This is a genomic window from Pseudomonas sp. GM24 (assembly GCF_000282235.1).
GTDB lineage: Bacteria > Pseudomonadota > Gammaproteobacteria > Pseudomonadales > Pseudomonadaceae > Aquipseudomonas.
On the sequence record NZ_AKJR01000012.1, the window covers coordinates 31,531 to 51,298 of the forward strand.

The following is a 19,768-nucleotide window of genomic DNA, read 5'->3' on the forward strand; positions in this document are numbered from 1 at the left end:
GCTGCGCCGCATGACCAGACTCGCCTGCCGTCTCAGGGCAGGCGCGCCCGCGCGTTGGCGAATCAACCCGGCACCGGCTCCCCCTCTGTGCGCACTGCTGGGGCCGGCGCATGCACCGGCGCAATCGCTGCAAAGAACCACGGCGATACCAGCGTCACCAGGACAATGGTCATGACCCCGCTGGAAAACAGCGCCATCGCCACCAGTGCGCCGAGATCGACAATCGGCTTGAAGTCGGAAAACAGCAGCGCCATGAAACCCACGGAGAAGATCACCACGTTGATCACCGTCGAACGACCAACGCTGTGCATCGCCTGCAAAATGGCCGCGTCGATCTCAATGCCCTGCTGCACCAGCAACTTGATGCGTGACAGCAGGTGCACCGCGTAATCCACCACCCCGACCACCAGGAACGTCACCAGCGTCGTGCCGATGTTCAGCTCGATACCGAACAGGAACATGAAGCCGTAGACCGTCACCGACGTGGTCAGCAAGGTCAACATGCCGAGCACACCGAGGCGCACCGACTTGAGCCAGTACATCATCATCAGCGTAACGACCAGCAAGGCCAGGGAAAAACTCAGCACCTGGCCCTGAGTGATTTCCTGCAGGACGCCCGTCCAGATCAACGGCGTGCCCGCGTGGGTCACCTCCAGGTTCGCCGGTTTGTTCACCAGCAACCAGGCATCGAGGCGATCGAGCATGCCCTGATAGTCGCTGGCGACCGACGAGGTCATGGTGTACAGGGTCAAGGCCTTGGAGAAATCGGCGTTGAGCACGTTGTTCAGGTCCGAACCGCCACCGTTTTCGAACAACATCACATGCTGCTCGATCAGCGAATTGCCCGGCACCTCAAAACGCTCGATCTGCCCGTCGTCATTGACTGATGTCACTTTCTCCACGGCATTCGGCACCCGCAGATACTCCGGGTTCATGTCGTTGAGCACCAGGTTCATGCGCTTGACGTAGGTGGCCAGCGAGTAGCCGTAACTGACGTTCGGTTGCTGCTTGATGAAGTGGTCGAGCTTGTCGATGAACTGCACCACTTCGGTGGTCAGCACGCCGCGTGGTTCTTTGCTGTCGATCGCGATCCAGCCCGGCGCCGTGCCCGCCACTTTGGCGTGGTTGATGAACTGATCGGACACACGAATGTGGCTCTCAGGCTTGAAGTAAGCAATGCCGGAGTCTTCGATATCGACGCGGAAGGTGAACACGGTGGCCAGCGCCAGCAGCGGCAGCATGACCAGCAGGATCGGTTTGCGAAAGCGGATCATCCAGGCACAGAACGCGACCAGATACCGCGAGATGATCGATTCCTTGTGCACCTCAGCCTTGGCCTGCTGCGGCTGATCCTTGCCCCAGATGGAGATCCACGCCGGAATCAGCAACAGCGAAATAATCAGCGCCGCCGTCAGGCCGATCGACATGAACACGCCGAAATTGCGGATGCTGACAATGTTGTTGGTGGTGGAAATCATGAACGTGGCGATGGTCGTCACGGTCGTCAACACCACCGGCACCACCATCAAGCGCTGGGTTTCGCGGTTGGCCTCACGATTGCTCTTGCCGGCATTTTTCTGCTCGTAATATTCGGCCATCACGTGGATCGCATCGGAGCAGCAAATAGTGAACAGGAACACCGGCAGCACACTGGTCAGCAGGTCGAACGGCACCCGCAACAGCGCCATCAGGCCCAAGGTCCAGATGGTGCAGAACAGAATGTTGAACAGCGGCAGCAGTACGCCCAGCGGTTTGCGGAAGAAGAAAATCAGCAGCAAGGTAATCAGCAGAAACACGATCGGGAACAACACGGCCAAGTCGTGATCGATGATTTCCTGCTGCGCGGCGATGAAGATCGGCATGCCGGCAATGAAGATTTCGTCCTTGTACTCCGGGTGCTCGGCCTGATATTGCGCGACGATGCCGCGCACGATCTGATAAGCCCGCAGTTGCGCCTGAGCGTCGTCCTGCTTGGTGCCGAGTTCGGCCACCAGCATCGCGACTTTCTTGTCTTTGGACACCACCCCGTCGACCATCAACTCGTTACCCATGATCTGCGACTCGACCAGCGCCGGGTCCATGTCATAGGCATTCAGGGTTTTGTGGATCAACAGTTCGCCGTCGTCGGTCAGGACGATGTTTTCCAGATCGCCCATCGAGGCCATTTCGCGAATCGGATTGATCCGTTCGGCGAGAAAGGTCAGGAACAGCTGATCGTGGGAATCCCAGTTCTGGCTCTGAGCATGATCACGCAATGCCTTGGCGTTGGCGTAATCGTTCTGCGAAAAACCACCCTCGAGAATGTCCCGGGTCAACAACTGCGCACGGCTGTCGTCTGGATGCCGGGCGACGATCTGCGCCAACTGCTCCTTGTCGGCATCGTTGGCCAGGATCATCTTGCGCACCGACTGCGACATCGAAAACAACGCGTTGAGTGTTGATTTGTTGAACACCGTTTGCGGGTTGTTCAGCGCCACCATCACCGAGTCGAACGTGCCGGTGAACTCACCCTGCAAATCGATGATGGTCTTGCGCGCCGGGTGGCTTTCCTTGAGCAGATAAGGGTTGGTGTCGGACACCAGCGCGCCCAGCGTATAAGTGAAATACGCCGTAATCGCCACCAGCAGGAAAACAATCGCCCGCGCATAGCGCTCGACGAAATTCAGATATCTTTCCATGATCATGCGGTTCCAGGTCGTCGGGGTCGGCGCTTAGCGGGCAGACACGGCAAAGTCCGGCAGATCACCGGTTTTCAGCCCGCGTTTGATGGCGGTCTGGGTGAAGAGGCGGTCTTCCAGAGAAACGTTGTATTGCAACTGGTTGAAGCGCATTTCCGAACGCGTGCCGTCGATGAAGTGCTCGGTTTCACTGAGCACAATGCTGTCGATCGAATCGATGGTCGCGACTTTCTGCGTGCGCATCTGCTTGATCAGCACACCTTTGACGTCGAAGAAGTCCTGACGCATGACCAGGAAATTCTGCTTGTCGATCCACACCTTCAGCTTGTTGTAACCGGTCTTGGCCAGCACTTCGGGGGAGGCGGGTTCGCGCTCGATCACGTAGCAGTCGCGGCCCTTGATCTGTTCTTCGCCGACGAGTTTCTGCGAGTAGTCCTTGACGCGAATCTTGTCCAGATCGGCGTACGAATACTCACTGCCCATGAACGAGCCACGCTTGTCGGTGGTGGAGATGCGGCGGGTCTGGCGGCTGACCGGCAGGTACATCCACTGGCTGTCTTCCAGGCCGAGGGTTTCGTGCGGGTTTTCGATGTGGAAGGCAACGTCACGCACGTCAGTCGGTGCGGAAAAGTACATGCTGAACTTGTCGCTGTCCGGGTAATCCTTTTGCAGGTAGGTGAACTCGCGAACGCGGGTATTGCCTTTTTTGTCATGCAGGATCAGCGAAACCTGGGACATGAAGCTGTTCCCGTCATTGCGATCGCGTACCTGACGGATGATCTCATCGGCATTGCCGGCCTCGGCGGCATTGACGCAGGCGCTACCGAGGATCAATGCGGCGGCGGTCAAACTTTTCAAAAACGGCAACATGACAACTTCCTTTTCGTTGGATGAATGCACCTGCGCGCAAGAGCGGCAGGCGTGATGGGTCAGAACAGATAACCGGCCGACAGCCGCACTTGGTCGCGCTTGCTGTACTCGCCGAAAGTCTTCTCGGGCTTGCCGAAGAACACGTCCACCTCCAGCCCGAGCTTGATGTAGTCGACCGGCTTGTAGGTGAAGATGCCTTGCAACAAGGCGTCGTCCTGAAACGGCGGTGAGCCAGCGACCACCAGACGACTCTTGAGGCGGTCCTGCCAATGAGTGCCTTCGGCTGACAGGGTGAACAGCGGTTCGTGTTTGTCCTGCAACATGCCGTCCTGCCAGTCGAGCAACACCTGCTCCTGCCACTGCGCGGAGATCAGCCAGTCGCGCAACAGGTAGTCGACACCCAGCAGCGACTTGACCATCGGCGTGCTGTCGGCACCGTAGGCGCGGGTCGGATTGGTCACTCGCCAGTTGTCGAAATACGCCACCTCGCTGCGCACCACGATGCTGTGCCCGGCGTCGATCGCCAGCCCGGCACCGCCCATGGTGTATCGGGGAAACTGCCGTTCCAGCCGCGTTCGGCCGTCGTCGGCGAGGCCTTCGACCGCGTACACCGGGTCCTGCTGACGCGCGCTCAAGGCAACAAAACTGGTGTCCACCGCGCCGATCCGGCCATTGGCGCTCAAGCCATAGGAATAGCCCTTGTCGCCGTCATAGCCGGGTTTGGAATCGAGCAGGAAATACTGCGGGTCCGGCGCAGCAAACAGTGGCGCGGCAAATTCACTGCCCTCTACCGGCGCCCGGTTTTTCACGAAGTCAGTGATCCACAGCGCCTCCAGTTCCCACTCGCCCACCGGTTGCGCAAAACGCACCATGGGCACGGCGATGCGGCTGTCTTCGAGCAGCGGCGTCAGGCCATCGCGATAGTCCAGCGGGTTGATCTGATCGAGCACGCGCAATTCATCCGCGCGGCCCCAGACCACTTGCTGCCAGCCCACCGTCACCTCTCCGTCACCCAGCGAATGGCCGACGTAGAGGTGCCGCCAATCGGCGTCGAAACGGTACTTGTCCCGCGCCCGCTCGCTGTACGGATTGTTGCCGTCATAGCGCGCGTCATAACGCACGCGGCCCTTGGCCTTGTAGTAACCACCCTCCCAGTTGTCTTCCAGATTGGCCTTGAAATACACGGCTTTCTGCGTGACCTGATCGTCACCGTGCAGACGCACGGCCGTGGCCACGCCGACTTCACCGTCGGCGTAATCGGGCTTCAGATCAGCGACGGTCATTTCGGCCATCCCGGTGGGCGCAGCCATGCACGCCCATACCGCACACACGATGTGACTGTTGTGAAATCGAGGCATCGCTACATTCCCAACCCGACACCGCCATCGATCACCAGACTCTGCGCGGTGACCCCGCCAGCCTCGGGGCTGGCCAGGTAACGCACCATCGCCGCCACTTCTTCGCTCTGGATGAAACGGCGCATCGGCAGTTTCTTCTTCGCGTTGCGCACGATCTGCTCCTGGGTCAACCCGGCAATCGCCGCTTGCGTCGCCAACTCACCCTGCAACATCGGCGTATCGATCCACGCCGGCAGAATCGCGTTGACGGTGATCTGCCGCGAAGCGAGATCCAGCGCCAGCGCCTTGGTCATGCCGACGATGCCGTGCTTGGAGGCGCAATACGCGGTGTTGCGCACCTTGCCGGCACGGCCGAGGATCGACGACATGTTGATGATTCGCCCACGGTCCGGCATCAGCGCCAGACACAGCGAGATCACGTAGAACGTGCCGTTGAGGTTGACCGAAATCACCTTGTGCCAGTTGTGCAGGTCTTCCGGCTCGTTCTCGTTGCAGATGCCGGCGCTGTTGACCAGCACATCGACGTATTCGACTTGCGATCCGAGGGTTTTAAAGAACGCTTGCATGGCCGGCAGGTCGGCAATGTTCGCCGCATGGGTTTCGACCCGCGCCTTGATCTGCTCCTGTCGCTCGTCGATCCAGCGCTGCAGTTCGGCCAGATCGAGATCCAGCAGGATCAAGCGATTGTCGGCGTCGGCGGCAAAGTTCTCGGCAACCGCGCGGCCGATGCCTTTGGCCGCACCGGTGATCAGAATGGTCCGGCTCATGGCATTTTCAACCCGCCGTTGACCGACAGGACCTCCCCGGTCAGGTACAAACCGCGATCGGCGAGGTACAGCACCGCTTCGGCAATTTCCTCCGGTTCGGCGTAGCGTTTGATCAGTAGACGCGACTGGATTTCTTCTTCCTGACTGCCGATCAGCGCCGTACTCATCTCGGTCTTGACGATGCCCGGGGCAACCGCGTTGACACGAATGTTGCGTGGCGCCAGCTCCACCGCCAAGGCACGGGTCAAGGATTCGACCCCGCCCTTGGCAGCGGCATAGTTGCTTTGGCCTTTGCCGGGCTTCTGTGCCGCCACCGAACTGATGTTGACGATGCAACCGCTACGCTGGCGCAACATGCCCGGCACCACCTGCTGACAGCACAGCATCGTGCCGATCAGGTTGGTCTGGATCACCTCGACCAGGTCGCGCGCTGACATCGTCGCCAGCAAACCATCGCGGGTGATGCCGGCGTTATTGACCAACAGATCGATACGTTGAAAATGCTGATCGACCCGCTCGAAAAACGCCTTGATGCTGTCGCCGCTGCTGACATCGCACTGCAACGCCAGGCAATCGATCCCCGACGCCTGAACCTCATCGCGCAAGGCCATCGCCGCGACTTCATCGCGTACGTAACTGAACGCGATCTGATAACCCGCCCCGGCCAGGGTCTGGACAATCGCCCGACCGATGCCACGACTGCCACCGGTCACCACTGCTACTTTATTCGGCATGACCGTTCCTTAAAGCGAGTTATCGGTTTTGAATTGCGCGAGGCTGAAGCCGTGGGTCGCGGCCAGTGCTCGAATCTGCTGCACTTGCTCGCGGCTGATGTCGCCGTAGGAGTAGTGCTGTTTCATACCGGACAGGCCCATCAGCACCGACTCGGCCATGCACGCGTACAACTGACCTTGCTTGAGATAGGCCCGAACGTTTTTCACCAGGCCATCGCCCAGCGGCGTCTGCACGATGCCGCCGTGCATGTAGAGCACGTCGGAGCGTTGGCTGGCGAGGTTCTGGTCAACGTTCAGCGGTACGGCGATGTCGCAGATCACGCTGTTTTCGGCGAAGTGCTCGGCGAAAAGAAACGGCTGCGGTGCGTTAGCCGCGCAGAGCACGATGCGCGCCTGTTTCAGCACATCAAGATCGTTGCTGACGGTGATAAAGGCGTTCGCGCCCAGGCGTTCCTCGACCAGTTTTGCCACGCGCTGCCCCAGATCGGCACTGCTGCCGTGGGACTGCAAGATCCCATCGATTCCATCAATTTGCTGCAGGCGACGGGCGAGGCGATCGTGTTCGGCGACACCCTTGAGGATCGCGCGGGCGGCTTCGGCGTAAATCTGGTGAGCGGTTTTTTCCAGACGACGCAGGGAACCGTCGCGGCCGCTGCCGATGAGGATCAGGTGCTCGACGCTGGTCGACAGCAGTGAGGCGTAGGTCGAGGCAATATTGCCCGCCGCACCGACCACCGCAGCGGTCTGCTCGCTCAGTTCCAGGCCTTGCTGCTTGCAGCCCTGCTCGATGGCTTCCAGGCCCATGCCGATGGTCAGTGCGTTACCGGAGGTCAGCGCCATGTCAGGAATCTGCAGCGCCTGGCAGTTGTTGGTGACGATCGAGGTGTACATGCCCAGGCCGGCGACGGTGTAGCCATCGGCGCGGGCATCCTTGATGCGATTGCCGACTTCTTCGCGGATGGTCTGCAGATCGCCGCTGGCGATGTACGCCGCCATGGCATCGGAATCCATGCACAGCGGGTACAGGGTGAACTCCACGGCAGTGCCGAGTTTCGAGCGAATCTGCACCGGGCCGATCGGCGCGGCTCGGCGCTCGGGCGCCATGCGCTTGATGAACTCGCGTTTCTGTTCAGCGCTCAGGGTCGACAGTGAAGGATCGACGTCGCTGAGCATGTCCGAATCAATCAAATGGTTGATGAACGCCACGCGAGCCACCACACGCACGTTCTCGTCAGACTTTGGGCGGGTTTCGCTCTCCTTGAAGCTGACCTCGCGCGCGGGCACGTCAGCGATGCTGTCGGCGCACACACCGGCGGCCAGCGGGAAGGCGTCGCGGCGGCGCAGCATGTCGCAGACTTTCTGCAAGGAAGCGATCAGTCCATCGATCTCTTCGAAGGTGATGCACACCGGCGGTTCCAGTCGGATCACATTGGCGTTGCTGCCCGACGGCGCCACGCGCAGGGATTCGAATTGCAGCAAGTAGCCGGCGATGATGTAGCCCAGCGCATCGTTGTACTGCGCCGAGGCCTGAACCAACGAACTGGTGCCGGTCAGGTCGTGCAGTTCGAAACCGAGCAGCAAGCCACGGCCACGCACGTCGGCGATGACGTCCGGATAGGCCGCCTTGAGTTCCAGCAGCGAAGCCTTGAGGTATTCGCCTTTCTTGTTCACGTCCCTGAGCATCGCGCTGTCGTTCTCGAACAGACGGCGCAGGGCCGACAGGGCGATATGGCAGGACGCATCATCTTCGGCAAAGGTCGAACTGTGGATGTAGCTGAAATCGTTTTCGTAGTGGCTGGCGCGAATCACCGTCGCGGCAATCTTCATCAGGCCACCGCCCAGCGCTTTCGACAGGCAGTAGTAGTCACCCTGCAAGTTGAAATGGCTGGCACCCAGCAAAGTGCCGGTGCGGCCGAAACCCGATTGCACTTCGTCGATGATCAGCGGGCATTGCTGCTCGTTGCACAGGCGCCGCAGGCCCAGATAGAACTCATTGGCGAACTCGTTGATGCCGCCCTCGCCCTGAATCGGCTCCAGCAATACCGCGGTGATCGCGCTGAATGCTTCGCGGCGCACTTGCAGGGTTTCGCCGTTCCATTCCAGGCTCAGCCAGTGACGTACGTGACGGGCCGGCAGTTCTTGCAATTGCTGGGGCTGCTGCGGGTCGATGAACTCGACGTTGAGGCCGAAACGGGCGAACGGCTTGCGGTACTGCTTGCCGTACGTCAGTTGCACGGTGTTGACCAGTTTGCCGTGGAAGCTGCCGCGCACCGCGAGGAACACCGGCTCGACATGCAACTGCGCCAGGTTGTGCTGACGCACCGCTTCGGCCACTTGGCGCACGGTGACGCAGGACAGATTCTGCGGCAACAGACCGGCGGGCAAATCGAGATCGTCAATGTCCAGTTCGACGTAAGCCTTGTCGCTGGCGACCAGATTGGCGAGAGCGAAATCGCGCTCGTCGAATTGCTTCTGCAGGTTTTTCTGACGGCGGTATTCGGCGTGCTTGACGGCGATTTCCACCGACTCGGCGCCACTGTTGGAGAAGGTCGAAATGTAGCGTTCGCTGTTTTTCAGCTCACGGTTGAACGCTTCACTGAGTTCACGCCCCAACTGCCCCGCCGCACCGCGCACCGACATCTGCGCGTTGAACGGTACATCGGCACGCAACAGGTCGACGAGTTGATCGACAAATTGCGGATCGTTGTGACCATACAGCGCGGCGCCGTAACCGCCGAGGAAGTCAGTGACAGTCACCTCTTCGCCCTGCCGGTCGCGGTAAAACAGTTTGCTGCCCAGCGCTCTGTGGAACTGGCATTCGAGGCCCAGGGCCTGCATCAATTCAACGAATTTCGGCCGTACGTAATCGCGGTAATCCATGACAGTTCTATCCCTTGAGTAAAAAATCAGCTGCGTTTCGTTGCGTGCCGACGGTCAGTCGGCCGCGTGAAATTCGAGGTGGTAACCGGCACTGAAGCCGTTGTCGTCACGGTTGATCACCAGGCAATCGTGCAGCACGGCATCGCGCGGCTCAGCCATGACAAATGGCAGATGCGCATCCAGCGGTTGTTCCAGGCCACTGACCGGCGGGATGCTTTGCGCCTGCAAGGCCTGCCGGGCGAAGATCAGATCAACCAGACTCGGTGCACCACTCAGAATGCCGGTCAGCGATGTGCTGCTGGTGATGTGCGCGGCACCGGTTCGTGACAGCGTGCGGGCCAGATCGGCATCTTTTTGCGGCTCGCCAGTGGCGCTGCTGATCAGCAGATCGACCTGTTTGTCCGGCAGGTTCAGCGAATCCAGACGCGGGTGTGCGAAGAGTGCGGTCAGGCAGGTTTGCGGGCCTGCCGGCAGGTCATCGGCGCGACGCAACACCAGCGCCGCCGCACCTTCGCCGGCAATGCCGCCACGGCCCTGGCGATCAAAGGCACGCAGGCTTGGCGATCCTTCGGTGCTGATGACCCCCGCCTCGGCCAGTGCGGCGAGCGCCAGCGGATCCAGTTCACTGCCCGCGCCCACCACAATGGCCGCGTCGATCCGACCGTTCTGCAACGCCGCGCAGGCTTCGCGCAGCGCCGCCAGATTGCCGGCCACGCCCTGCATGTAGGCGTTGCATTCGCACTCAAGCTTCAAGGCCAGACTGACGACGCCGAGCAGACCGTTGCTCAGGCTCTTGAGCACCAGGAATGGATCGAGTGCGCGCTCCTGCAACACGCGTTTGGCCAGACGCTGCATGTCGGCACCGGTCTCGGTCTGACATTCGTGCAGCAGTTCGCCGTAAGACGCGAGCGAGGGATGGGTGTAACCGCCCTGGCAGCAATACAGACCAAAACGCACGTTGTCGCGACCCGGTTCAAGCCCGGCTTCTGCCAACGCCTGGCGCACCGCACTGACGCCCCAGATCACCGCCGGCGGGCAGTAACGCTGGAGGTTTTGTGCAACGTCCTGACGGCTACGTTGATGATCCCGATCAGCGACGTGTCCGAACGCAATGACCCTCTCGCTGTGGAACAGCGACGAGCTCAGAGGCGAGATCGCGCTACGTCCTTCGCGGGCCGCCGACCAGAAACCCTCCACGCCCCAACCGGTGGGCAATACACAACCGCTGCCGGCGATCGCGACACGTACAGTGGCGTCAGTCATTGTCCATGCTCCCGATATTTGCCAAGGGCCAGCGAGGTATTGAGGCCACCGAAACCAAAGGAATTGCTCAGCGCGTAATCCACTCGGCGGCTGACCGCCTGACCGGCGCAGTAATCCAGATCGCACTGTTCGTCGGCGTCATGCAGGTTCACCGTTGGCGTCACCAGATCGTTGAGGCAGGCCAACGCGGTGACGATGCATTCCGGTGCGCCAGCGGCCGCGATCAGGTGACCGAACTGTGATTTGTTGGCGCTGACGGCCAGGGTTCGATAATGCTTGTGCTCGGCGAACACACTTTTGATCGCGAGGGTTTCGGCAACGTCGTTGAGCGGCGTCGAGGTGCCGTGGGCATTGATCAGATCGATCTGCTGCGGGCGCAGCCCGGCGTCGTCGAGCGCGGCCTGCATCGCCAGTGCCGCGCCACGTCCTTCGGGTTGCGGTGCGGTGACCTTGTAGGCGTCCAGACTGCTGCCGAAACCCAATACCTCGGCATACGGCGTGGCGCCACGAGCCAAGGCATGTTCGAGGCTTTCCAGCACGACGAAACCACCGCCCTCGCCGGCAATCAGACCGCTGCGGTCACGATCGAACGGACGGCACAGATCAGCGCCCCAGCGTTGCTCGCCCGACGCGGCACCCAACAGATACAACGCGGCCATGGTGTCGAGGTTGAGCACCGAGTCGGCGCCACCCGCCAGCGCAACGCTGACTTCTCCGCGACGAATCATCTGAAAGGCGTTGCCAATGGCTTGTGAAGCGCCGGCACAGGCACTGCTGATGTTGATCACCGGCCCTTCACAGCCCAGGTCGTCGGCGATTACCCGCGCCAGACGGTCGTTGCTCTGACGCAGCGAGCCATCGGCATTCACTTGCCCAGCCCGTGACATCAGGTATGACCAGCTCGGGGTGCCGCCATTCGGGGCTTCGGTCAGCAGCATGTCAGCGAGCATGTGCTGCGGTGCTCCCGAGGCACACAGCACCGCCGCGCCCCGCAACTGTTCTGGCTGCAAGCCGCTGTCACCGACTGCCTGCGTGGCAGCCACCCAGCCAAACCGACTGCGCTTTTCCAGCGGCATCGTCCAGGCCGGATGGCTTTGCAGTTTTTCCGGCAACAGGCGCATGTCGACCGGTGCCGCGTAGCGCACCGCGAACGACGCCTCTTGCACGTCGTCCGGCTGCCATGGCCGCACGCAATGTTCGGCGCCGAGCATTTTTTCCCAGAGGGTCTGCCATTCGAAACCGAAACCGGTGACGGCGCCCATGCCGGTGATCACAATCCGTGTCGCACTCATGCGTGCTTCTCCATGGTTTCACTGGCCAACAGCAATGCGCCCCAGTGACCGGCGCGAGTGTGGCTGACAAGCAACGTGTAGCCCGGCGTCGCCGCTACTTCACAGCTCAGGTGCAGTGTCAGTGCGACTTCTGTCAGCAAACCGCTGGCGCCCAGTTCACCGGTCATGGCGCGGGTGCTGCGAATCTCGCGCGGGAAAGCTTCGAGCAACTTCATCACTTGCCCGTCAGCGCAATTGCCGACGATATGCTCGACGTCGCCGACCCGCAGTTTCTCGACACTCAGGACCTGGTCGATCACGCGCCGCCCCACCGCCACAGAGCGTTGCGGATCGGTGCTGTAACCACGGGCAAACCCGGCAATGCGCACGGCGTGTGCCGCACCCGGCGCAGGTGTCGACGCCAGCAACAGCGCCGCGGCGCCCTCACCGAAAATCGGTTCGCTCGCCTGATCGGGCTCGCGCAGGTACAGGGCCGGCGTCAGGTTCGGACTGCTGCTGACCACCAACGCGGCGTCGGCATGCCGCTCGCCAATCTGCTGGCAGGCTTCGATCAGCGCATCCAGTCCGGCGTTGTCCTGAGAACAAAATCCGCCCATTGGCCCGTGGCAACTCAATGCTTCGGCGACATAAGCCATGACGCTGCTGTTGAGCAGGGTCAACGCATGCAGGGGCGGTGTGTTGGCCAACAATTGGCTGAGTTGTTTGTGTGGCTGTTCGATGATCGCCTGCACCGCATCCCAGCAAGGGCTCGGCGCATCGACTTCAGGAATGGCCGCTGTCAGGGCAATGCGTGAGGCAGGCAATTGCAGCGCCGCCAGTGCTGGCGCCAGCCGTGCGGCGCAATGCAACAGGCGCAAGCCCTGCGGTTCGACGCTGCGCTGGATCTTGCGATCAAACAGGTCACTGGCCAGTCGCGGCGTCGGCAAGGCAAACGCCTGACGCTGTGCATCAAATGCCAGCGGTTGCGCCGCGCAGGGCGTGCCGAGCAAGTCAGCACATTCACCGCCCGCCACGTTCAGCACCGCAGCGGCATTGAGATAGATGGCTCGGTTCATGTCATGCCCTCCCCAGAATCAGCGAGCTATTGATGCCGCCGAAGCCGAACGAGTTGGACATCACCACGCTGATCGGCTGTCGTACCGGCTCGCTCAAGAACTTCAGCGAAGGGTATTCGGCACGCTCGGGGGCGTAATTCAGAGTGGGCAACAGCACGCCGTCACGCAGGCTCATCAGCGACAGCACTGCTTCGATCGCACCACTGCCTGCCAGTGAATGGCCGATGGCGGACTTGTTGGCGGTGAAAGTCATGAAGTCCTGGCATCCGCCGAACAGACGCTGTAGCGCCAACGCTTCACAACTGTCATTGGCCTGCGTGGAGGTGCCGTGGGTGTTGACGTGTTGCACGGCGCTGCGCAGCAGCCCGGCGTCCTCGATTGCTGCTTCCATGCATTCCTCGTATTTACTGCCATCGCGGCTGCTGGAGGTCATTTTCTGCGCCTCGCAGACATTCGCATAACCCAACACCCGGCCCAGTGGCGCAGCCTTGCGCCGCTGCGCGTGTTCAGCGGATTCGAGAATGAGCATCGCCGAGCCTTCGCTGAGGACAAAACCGCTACGGTCAGGCATGAACGGGCGGCTCTGTTCGCTCGCCGGCAAGTCGGCCTGACAGAGCGCGCCGAGGCTGTTGAACATGTAATAAGGCAATTCATTGGCCATCAGTTCGACGGCGCCGCAGATAGCCAGATCGATCTCGCCGCGCTCAATGGCCCGGTAAGCACTGCCGATGGCCATGGTGCCGGCGGCACAGGCATCGGAATGGGTCGAGATGTGATCGCGGATGCCGAGCCGATCGGCCAGGTGTTGCGTCTGTTGATCGACGCGCCGGATGAAGGGCACGCTGGACGTTGCCGGACTGTCCAGCAGACGGTCGAGGTCGACGCGGCCGGCCTCGTCCATGCAACGGCTGAGCCGCTGCAGGTCGTGGCTGTCGGCACAGTATTTGTTGGCGCCCAGGAACAGACCGCTGCGACTGTGGGCAAAGTCTGCCGGCGTCAGGCCGGCATGCTCCAGCGCCTGCCGGGCAACGTATTCGGCCAGCACACTTTGCCGTGGGTGCAGCGCCGCGTTGCCGCCGAAACCGGCGCCGATCCGCTGCCACTGCGTATCGTCGATAAACCCGGCTGCGCTGTTGTTGAATCCCAGCGCCTTGAACCGGGGATGTTCGCGGACACAGGATTGCTTCCGGCAAATCCGCTCGAACAACGTGGCAGCGTCCAGCGCCATGGGCGCCACCAGACCGAACCCGCTCACATAGACTTCTCGTGCCCGCATGAGAACTCCTACACCGCTTCTTTGGTGTGAGTGGTAACAAACTGCTCAACCAATTGACGCGACACTTCATCGCCATCCGCCGGCACCAGACGCGCACTGCACGCGCCGCAGACCACTTGTTGGCGCTCGTTCAGAATCGCTTGGTGGGCGTTGCAATCCGGGCAGGTCGCCGGCAGGTAGTTGAAAAGATTGCGGCACTGGTTGGCCCAGTTACGCACGGTGGTCGCGGCGAACACCTGAGCCGGCTGCATGCCCGCCTTCAGTTGATCCGGGGTGTAGGCGCTGAGGCTTTGCTCAAGCAGGTGCTTGCCGCTTTCGGTAATGCGACCGTTGGCGAGAAACTCGCTGGCATCACCGCAAACCGCCACTGCATGGTCGAGCACGCTGGTTTTCGGCAGTGTGCAGCCATATTGGCGGCCCAGTTGGAAGCTCAGGTCGACGATGTCCAGCGAGTCGGCACCGAGGTCTTCGACAATGCTGCTGTTTTCTTCGATGTCATTCGCATCCATCACCAACAGCTGTGCGAGGATTTCGCGAGTGCTGGCAACGACATGTTCCAAGTCCAATGGATTGTTCATTTCTATCTCCCTATATGTCGTGACTACTTCATGAATTCGACTTATGAAAAGTAACTTTTCCCACAGCAACTTCTCACGCGGCGGGAATCTAAACTCTGCCCTTAAGGGGAGAGTCAACGAACTATTCAAGGTTTTTTTACAACTCGAAAAAAGTCTGCAAAACCCCACAGACACCGCACCTCCTTGGTGCGGCGAACGACTTATTTACTTAACAAAGACGGGGTATGGTGGGGCGCCCGCGCTATCGGGAAGGCTGACTATCGAAAGCAACTAAGGACACAACGGAACCGACGTACTAAAAGCAAAAACCAGACAAGTAAAATAGTTATAACTTCATAACCTTTGTTTTAGATCAGTACTGCCGTTAATTGATTTTGCTGGAAGGTTTACGCTTCCATCCGTAAAACGCTGGCAGCGTTTATGGATATCTGAATGTCGAGCACAGACATCTGGGCAGAGGCACGGCGCTATAGGGTGCAGCTTCCGTTTGATCGCCTTGTCTGGAGCCGACACATGACTGCCCCTATCACCGTTCTGCGCGACACCCACCCGCTGCCGATACTCGACGCCTGCAAATGGGAAAAACTCGAAGGCGACCCGCACACCGTCAACCTCAATGCCTACACCAGCGAAGACGGCAGCAAGATCATGGGCACGTGGATCTGCACACCAGGCAAGTGGCGCGTTGATTATGTGAAGTGGGAGTACTGCCATTTCCAGGAAGGCTACTGCGTGATCACCCCGGACGGCATGGCGCCGATTCACCTGCGTGCTGGCGATATCTTTGTGGTTGAACCGGGCATGAAAGGCACGTGGGAAGTGGTCGAGACCGTGCGCAAATATTTCGTGTTTGCCTGATGCAAAAAAGCCGGGAGATCACCCGACGTGATTTCCCGGCAAATGTCCCAGATTCACTCAAATCCCTGTGGGAGCTAGCCTGCTAGCGATTGCGATCAATCTGGCAAAAATGAGTTGCCTGACACTCAGCCATCGCTAGCAGGCTAGCTCCCACAGTTTGTTCAGCGCTGTCCTTCTATTGCAGGCTTGCGATAGCTGTTGATTATCGCCGAGAAATCCTTCCCGCCGTCCCCGCGCTGACTCATCGCCTGATACAACTGCTGCGCCACCGCGCCGAGCACCACCGGTTGGTGCGCCTGACGCGCCGCTTCGGTCGCCAACCCCAGATCCTTGAGCATCAGTTCCGCACCGAACCCACCGGTATAACCACGCGAGGCCGGTGCCGTTTCGACGATGCCCGGCCACGGGTTGTACATCTCCGAACTCCAGCAGCGCCCGGTTGAACTGTTGATAATCCCGGCCAGCACAGTCGTGTCGATGCCCAGTGCATCGCCCAGCGCCATCGCCTCGCTGACGCCAACCATCGAGATGGCCAGCAGCAGGTTGTTGCAGATCTTGGCGATCTGCCCGGTGCCGACTTCACCGCAATGCACAATGTTGCGGCCCATTTGCGCCAGCACCGGTTGCAGGGTGGCGAACAGTTCCGGAGTGGCGCCGACCATGAAGGTCAGCGTCCCCGCCGTTGCACCGCCAGTGCCACCGGACACCGGCGCATCGGCCATGGCCACGCCTTGTTTCGCCGCAGCCGCTGCCACATCGCGGGCCGTCTGCGGATCAATGGTGCTGCAATCCACTGCCGGCACACCTTGGCGAATACCAGCCAACACACCGTCCTCACCGAGCCAGACGCTGCGCACATGCACAGCGGCCGGCAGCATGGTGATCACCAGTTCGGCATCCTCGGCAGCCTCACGCGCCGAAGCACGAATGCTGCCGCCCAGTTGCTCCAGCTCCGCCAGCACGGTTTTGTTCAGGTCGACCAGACTCAGCGAATGGCCGGCCTTGATCAGGTTGCGCGCCATCGGCGCGCCCATGTTACCCAGACCGATAAATGCGATTTTCATGGCAGTTCCTCAGCGCAGGTTGATAGTGGTGTTCACGCCGTCGTTGACGCTGTCGTCATCGAACCAGCGCGCCGTGACCGTTTTGGTCTGCGTGTAGAACTGCACCACTTGCTTGCCGTACGGGCCGAGGTCGCCGAGTTTCGAACCGCGCGAACCGGTGAAGCTGAAGAACGGCACCGGCACTGGAATCGGGATGTTGATACCGACCTGACCGACGTCGATTTCCGTCTGGAATTTACGCGCCGCCGCACCGCTCTGGGTGAACAGACCCGTGCCATTGCCGAACGGGTTGGCGTTGACCAGCGCAATCGCCTGATCGAGGGTGTCGACTTCCAGCACCACCAGCACCGGGCCGAAGATTTCCTGCGTGTAGATCTGCATGTCGGTGGTCACGCCCGAGAACAGGGTCGGGCCGACAAAGTTGCCTTGCTCGTAGCCCGGCACTTTGATGTCGCGACCGTCCAGTTCGAGCTTGGCGCCTTCTTTGATGCCGCTTTCGATCAGATCGAGAATGCGTGCTTTGGCTTTTTTCGAGATCACCGGGCCGACATCGGTGCCCGGCTCGTTACCGGCGTTGACGGTGAGTTTCTGCGCCAGCGCTTTCAGATCCGGCAGCCATTGCTTCGCCGCGCCGACCAGCACCACCACCGAGGTGGCCATGCAACGTTGCCCGGCCGCACCGAAACCGGCCCCGACCAGCGCATTCAGCGCTTGCTCGCGATTGGCGTCGGCCAGCACCACGGCGTGGTTCTTCGCGCCCATCATCGATTGCACGCGTTTGCCGTGCTTGCCGGCCAAGTCGTAAACGTGGGTACCGACAGCGGTCGAACCGACGAAGGACACGGCTTTGATGTCCTTGTGCGTGCACAGGCCATCGACCACATCTTTACCGCCATGAACCACGTTCAACACGCCCGCCGGAACGCCGGCCTCGATCGCCAGCTCGACCAACAACATGGTCGACAGCGGATCCTGTTCCGATGGCTTCAAGACGAAGGTGTTGCCGCAAGCGATGGCCATCGGGAACATCCACAGCGGAATCATCGCCGGGAAGTTGAACGGCGTGATGCCGGCGCACACACCGATTGGCTGGCGCAGGGTGTAGGTATCGACGCCGCCGGCAACGTTTTCGGCGAACTCGCCCATTTGCAGGCTGCCGATCGAGCAAGCGTGCTCGACCACTTCCAGGCCACGGAAAATATCGCCCTCGGCGTCGGCAATGGTTTTGCCCTGCTCGGCGCTGAGCACCACGGCAATGCGTTTGGAGTGTTCGCGAATCAGCGCTTGCAGCTTGAGCATGATGCGCATGCGCGCGCCAATCGGGGTCAACTTCCAGGTCTGGAAGGCGCGCTGTGCAGCGCTGACGGCGGCATCCACTTCTGCGGCAGTGGCAAACGGCACTTTGGCCAGCACTTGCTGGGTCGCCGGGTTGACGATGTCGTGCCACTCGGTGGTCTGCGACTCGACCCATTCGCCATTGATCAGCAGCTTGACCTTCTGGACCGTGGTTTCGTTGGGCGTAAGCGATGCGTTCATGCTGGTCTCCGAAACTTGTTTTTATCGTAGGAGCCAAGGCGAAAGGTTCGCCTTGAGATGAGGCGTGTGTCACGAATTGGTTGTCGGACTGTTTTTGGAGTATAGATGTGCAAACTTCTAATAAGAACGCACATATAAGCCCGTCCATCATGCAAAAAAACATCACCTCGCTAGGCTCGCTGAACTGGGACGACCTCAAGTTTTTCCTCGAAGTCGCCCGCACCCGCAAGGCCAGTACCGCCGCCAAACGGCTGGCTGTCGACTACACCACCGTGTCGCGGCGGATCAGTTCGCTGGAAGCGGCATTGGGCACTTTGCTGTTCGAGAAGTCGCGAACCAGCGGCTTCGTCCTGACCACCGAAGGCCAGCGTTTGCTCGGTTATGCCGAGTCGATCGAAAGCACATTGCACATGGCCTGCGAGCAGGTGTCAGGCTCCGGTGTAGCGTTGTCTGGGCATGTGCGCATGGGTTGCACCGAAGGCTTCGGCAGTTTTTTCATCACCCCGCAGCTGAGCCATTTCGTCGACGCCTACCCGGCGATCTCGGTGGACATCCTGCCGCTGCCGCACTTCATCAGCCTGTCCAAGCGCGAGGCCGATATCGTCATTGCTCTGGAACGCCCGGAGCATGGACCGTACGTCTGCTGCAAATTATGCGACTACCGTTTGCAGCTCTACGCGACCCAGGACTATCTGGACCAACACCCACCGATCCGCCGCCCGGCAGACTTGGGCAAGCATCAATTCATCAGTTATGTGGATGACCTGGCGTTCAGCTCGGAGCTGCTCTACCTGGCGAATGTGCTGCCCGGTGCCAGCGCCAACTTGCGCAGCACCAGCGTGATCGCACAGTTTGTCGCCGCGCAGCAAGGGCGTTCTCTAGCGATTCTGCCGTGCTTCCTCGCCACTCAGGATCCGCGCCTGCTGCCGGTACTGCCGGAGGAAATCGACATCACCCGGCAGTTCTGGATGTACTGCCGGGAGGATCTGCGCAAGCTGAAACGGATCACCCTGTTGTGGGACTACATCCGTGAGGTGACTGAGCGAAATCAGGATCTGTTGATGGGCAAGACGCGCGAAATGCAGTTCGCCGACTAGTCGGCGCTGACCACAATCGAGACCCGGCGGTTTTCCGTGCGACCGGCCGCCGTATCATTGGACGCTACCGGCTCTTTGCTGCCCAGGCCCTGCAGCTGGATGTTTTCTTGCTTCATGCCGACCGTGCCCAGCACTTTGGCGACACTCTTGGCACGGCGCAGCGACAGTTGCTGGTTGTAGGTTTCCTTGCCTGATGCGTCGGTATGACCATCGACGCGCACGCGCTCGATGCCGACACCCAGCAATGCCTTGCCGATGCGTTCGACGATCTCGGTGCTTTGCGTATTCAGGCTTTCGACGTCGCTGCCAAACAGCACTTTGCCGGACAGGCCAAACTCCCAGCCCTCGTCGGTCAGCTCAAAGCCCTGTTGCTTGAGGACCGCGACTTGCGCCGGGCTCAGGCCTTTTTGTGGCGCAGTCTGGCAACCAGTCAGGGCCAGAACGGCCATCAACAACACGGCG

The 19,768-nt window shown here is 60.6% G+C and carries 16 protein-coding genes; 2 read left to right on the top strand and 14 right to left on the bottom strand.

Going from position 1 to position 19,768, the window contains the following annotated elements:
* Positions 1 to 62: 62 nt before the first annotated feature.
* From PMI23_RS01070 to PMI23_RS01120, 11 genes are read right to left on the bottom strand one after another with little or no spacing between them, the layout of a single operon-like run.
* The gene (locus tag PMI23_RS01070) at positions 63 to 2,678 is read right to left on the bottom strand and encodes an efflux RND transporter permease subunit (RefSeq protein WP_042704867.1); all 2,616 of its coding nucleotides are present in this window, start codon (positions 2,676 to 2,678) and stop codon (positions 63 to 65) included.
* A gap of 33 nt (positions 2,679 to 2,711) precedes the next feature.
* Positions 2,712 to 3,548: an outer membrane lipoprotein-sorting protein gene (locus PMI23_RS01075; protein ID WP_007911593.1), complete on the bottom strand. Its 837-nt coding sequence runs from the start codon at positions 3,546 to 3,548 to the stop codon at positions 2,712 to 2,714.
* A gap of 59 nt (positions 3,549 to 3,607) precedes the next feature.
* On the bottom strand, positions 3,608 to 4,906 hold the full coding sequence (locus PMI23_RS01080; RefSeq protein WP_007911594.1) for a DUF1302 family protein: 1,299 nt from the start codon (positions 4,904 to 4,906) through the stop codon (positions 3,608 to 3,610).
* A gap of 2 nt (positions 4,907 to 4,908) precedes the next feature.
* Entirely contained in the window at positions 4,909 to 5,673 is a 765-nt protein-coding gene (locus PMI23_RS01085) for an SDR family NAD(P)-dependent oxidoreductase (RefSeq protein ID WP_007911595.1), read from the bottom strand.
* Positions 5,670 to 6,407 carry a 3-oxoacyl-ACP reductase family protein gene (locus tag PMI23_RS01090; protein WP_007911596.1) on the bottom strand — a complete coding sequence of 246 codons (738 nt, stop codon included), beginning with the start codon at positions 6,405 to 6,407 and terminating at the stop codon, positions 5,670 to 5,672. Before PMI23_RS01090 ends, PMI23_RS01085 begins: the two co-directional genes overlap by 4 nt.
* Before the next feature lie 9 nt (positions 6,408 to 6,416).
* On the bottom strand, positions 6,417 to 9,287 hold the full coding sequence (locus PMI23_RS01095; RefSeq protein WP_007911597.1) for an aminotransferase class III-fold pyridoxal phosphate-dependent enzyme: 2,871 nt from the start codon (positions 9,285 to 9,287) through the stop codon (positions 6,417 to 6,419).
* 54 nt (positions 9,288 to 9,341) lie between these two features.
* Positions 9,342 to 10,550, bottom strand: coding sequence for a beta-ketoacyl synthase N-terminal-like domain-containing protein (locus PMI23_RS01100; protein ID WP_007911599.1), 1,209 nt, complete (start codon positions 10,548 to 10,550; stop codon positions 9,342 to 9,344).
* Positions 10,547 to 11,842: a beta-ketoacyl-[acyl-carrier-protein] synthase family protein gene (locus tag PMI23_RS01105; RefSeq protein ID WP_007911603.1), complete on the bottom strand. Its 1,296-nt coding sequence runs from the start codon at positions 11,840 to 11,842 to the stop codon at positions 10,547 to 10,549. The genes PMI23_RS01100 and PMI23_RS01105 overlap by 4 nt, the downstream gene beginning before the upstream one ends.
* Positions 11,839 to 12,897, bottom strand: a complete 1,059-nt coding sequence (locus tag PMI23_RS01110) for a hypothetical protein (RefSeq protein ID WP_007911610.1) — start codon at positions 12,895 to 12,897, stop codon at positions 11,839 to 11,841. Before PMI23_RS01110 ends, PMI23_RS01105 begins: the two co-directional genes overlap by 4 nt.
* A 1-nt stretch (position 12,898) precedes the next feature.
* Entirely contained in the window at positions 12,899 to 14,173 is a 1,275-nt protein-coding gene (locus PMI23_RS01115) for a beta-ketoacyl-[acyl-carrier-protein] synthase family protein (protein WP_007911611.1), read from the bottom strand.
* A gap of 8 nt (positions 14,174 to 14,181) precedes the next feature.
* The gene (locus PMI23_RS01120; RefSeq protein WP_007911613.1) at positions 14,182 to 14,751 is read right to left on the bottom strand and encodes an acyl carrier protein; all 570 of its coding nucleotides are present in this window, start codon (positions 14,749 to 14,751) and stop codon (positions 14,182 to 14,184) included.
* A 513-nt stretch (positions 14,752 to 15,264) separates the two neighbouring features.
* Between PMI23_RS01120 and PMI23_RS01125 the strand changes: the two genes are divergently transcribed.
* Positions 15,265 to 15,609: a cupin domain-containing protein gene (locus PMI23_RS01125; protein ID WP_007911615.1), complete on the top strand. Its 345-nt coding sequence runs from the start codon at positions 15,265 to 15,267 to the stop codon at positions 15,607 to 15,609.
* A gap of 161 nt (positions 15,610 to 15,770) precedes the next feature.
* Here PMI23_RS01125 and mmsB read toward each other — a convergent pair whose 3' ends face one another.
* The gene (gene mmsB / locus PMI23_RS01130) at positions 15,771 to 16,673 is read right to left on the bottom strand and encodes a 3-hydroxyisobutyrate dehydrogenase (RefSeq protein ID WP_007911617.1); all 903 of its coding nucleotides are present in this window, start codon (positions 16,671 to 16,673) and stop codon (positions 15,771 to 15,773) included.
* A gap of 9 nt (positions 16,674 to 16,682) precedes the next feature.
* A complete protein-coding gene (locus tag PMI23_RS01135) occupies positions 16,683 to 18,209 on the bottom strand; it encodes a CoA-acylating methylmalonate-semialdehyde dehydrogenase (RefSeq protein WP_007911618.1) in 1,527 nt (508 codons plus the stop codon).
* 149 nt (positions 18,210 to 18,358) lie between these two features.
* Here PMI23_RS01135 and PMI23_RS01140 point away from each other — a divergent pair, with 149 nt between their 5' ends.
* Positions 18,359 to 19,306 (top strand): LysR family transcriptional regulator, encoded by a 948-nt coding sequence (locus tag PMI23_RS01140; RefSeq protein WP_007911619.1) that lies wholly within the window; start codon positions 18,359 to 18,361, stop codon positions 19,304 to 19,306.
* Here the strand turns inward: PMI23_RS01140 and PMI23_RS01145 are convergent.
* Entirely contained in the window at positions 19,303 to 19,755 is a 453-nt protein-coding gene (locus tag PMI23_RS01145; RefSeq protein WP_443200705.1) for an OmpA family protein, read from the bottom strand. The two genes, PMI23_RS01140 and PMI23_RS01145, sit on opposite strands and share 4 nt — an antisense overlap.
* Positions 19,756 to 19,768 lie beyond the last annotated feature (13 nt).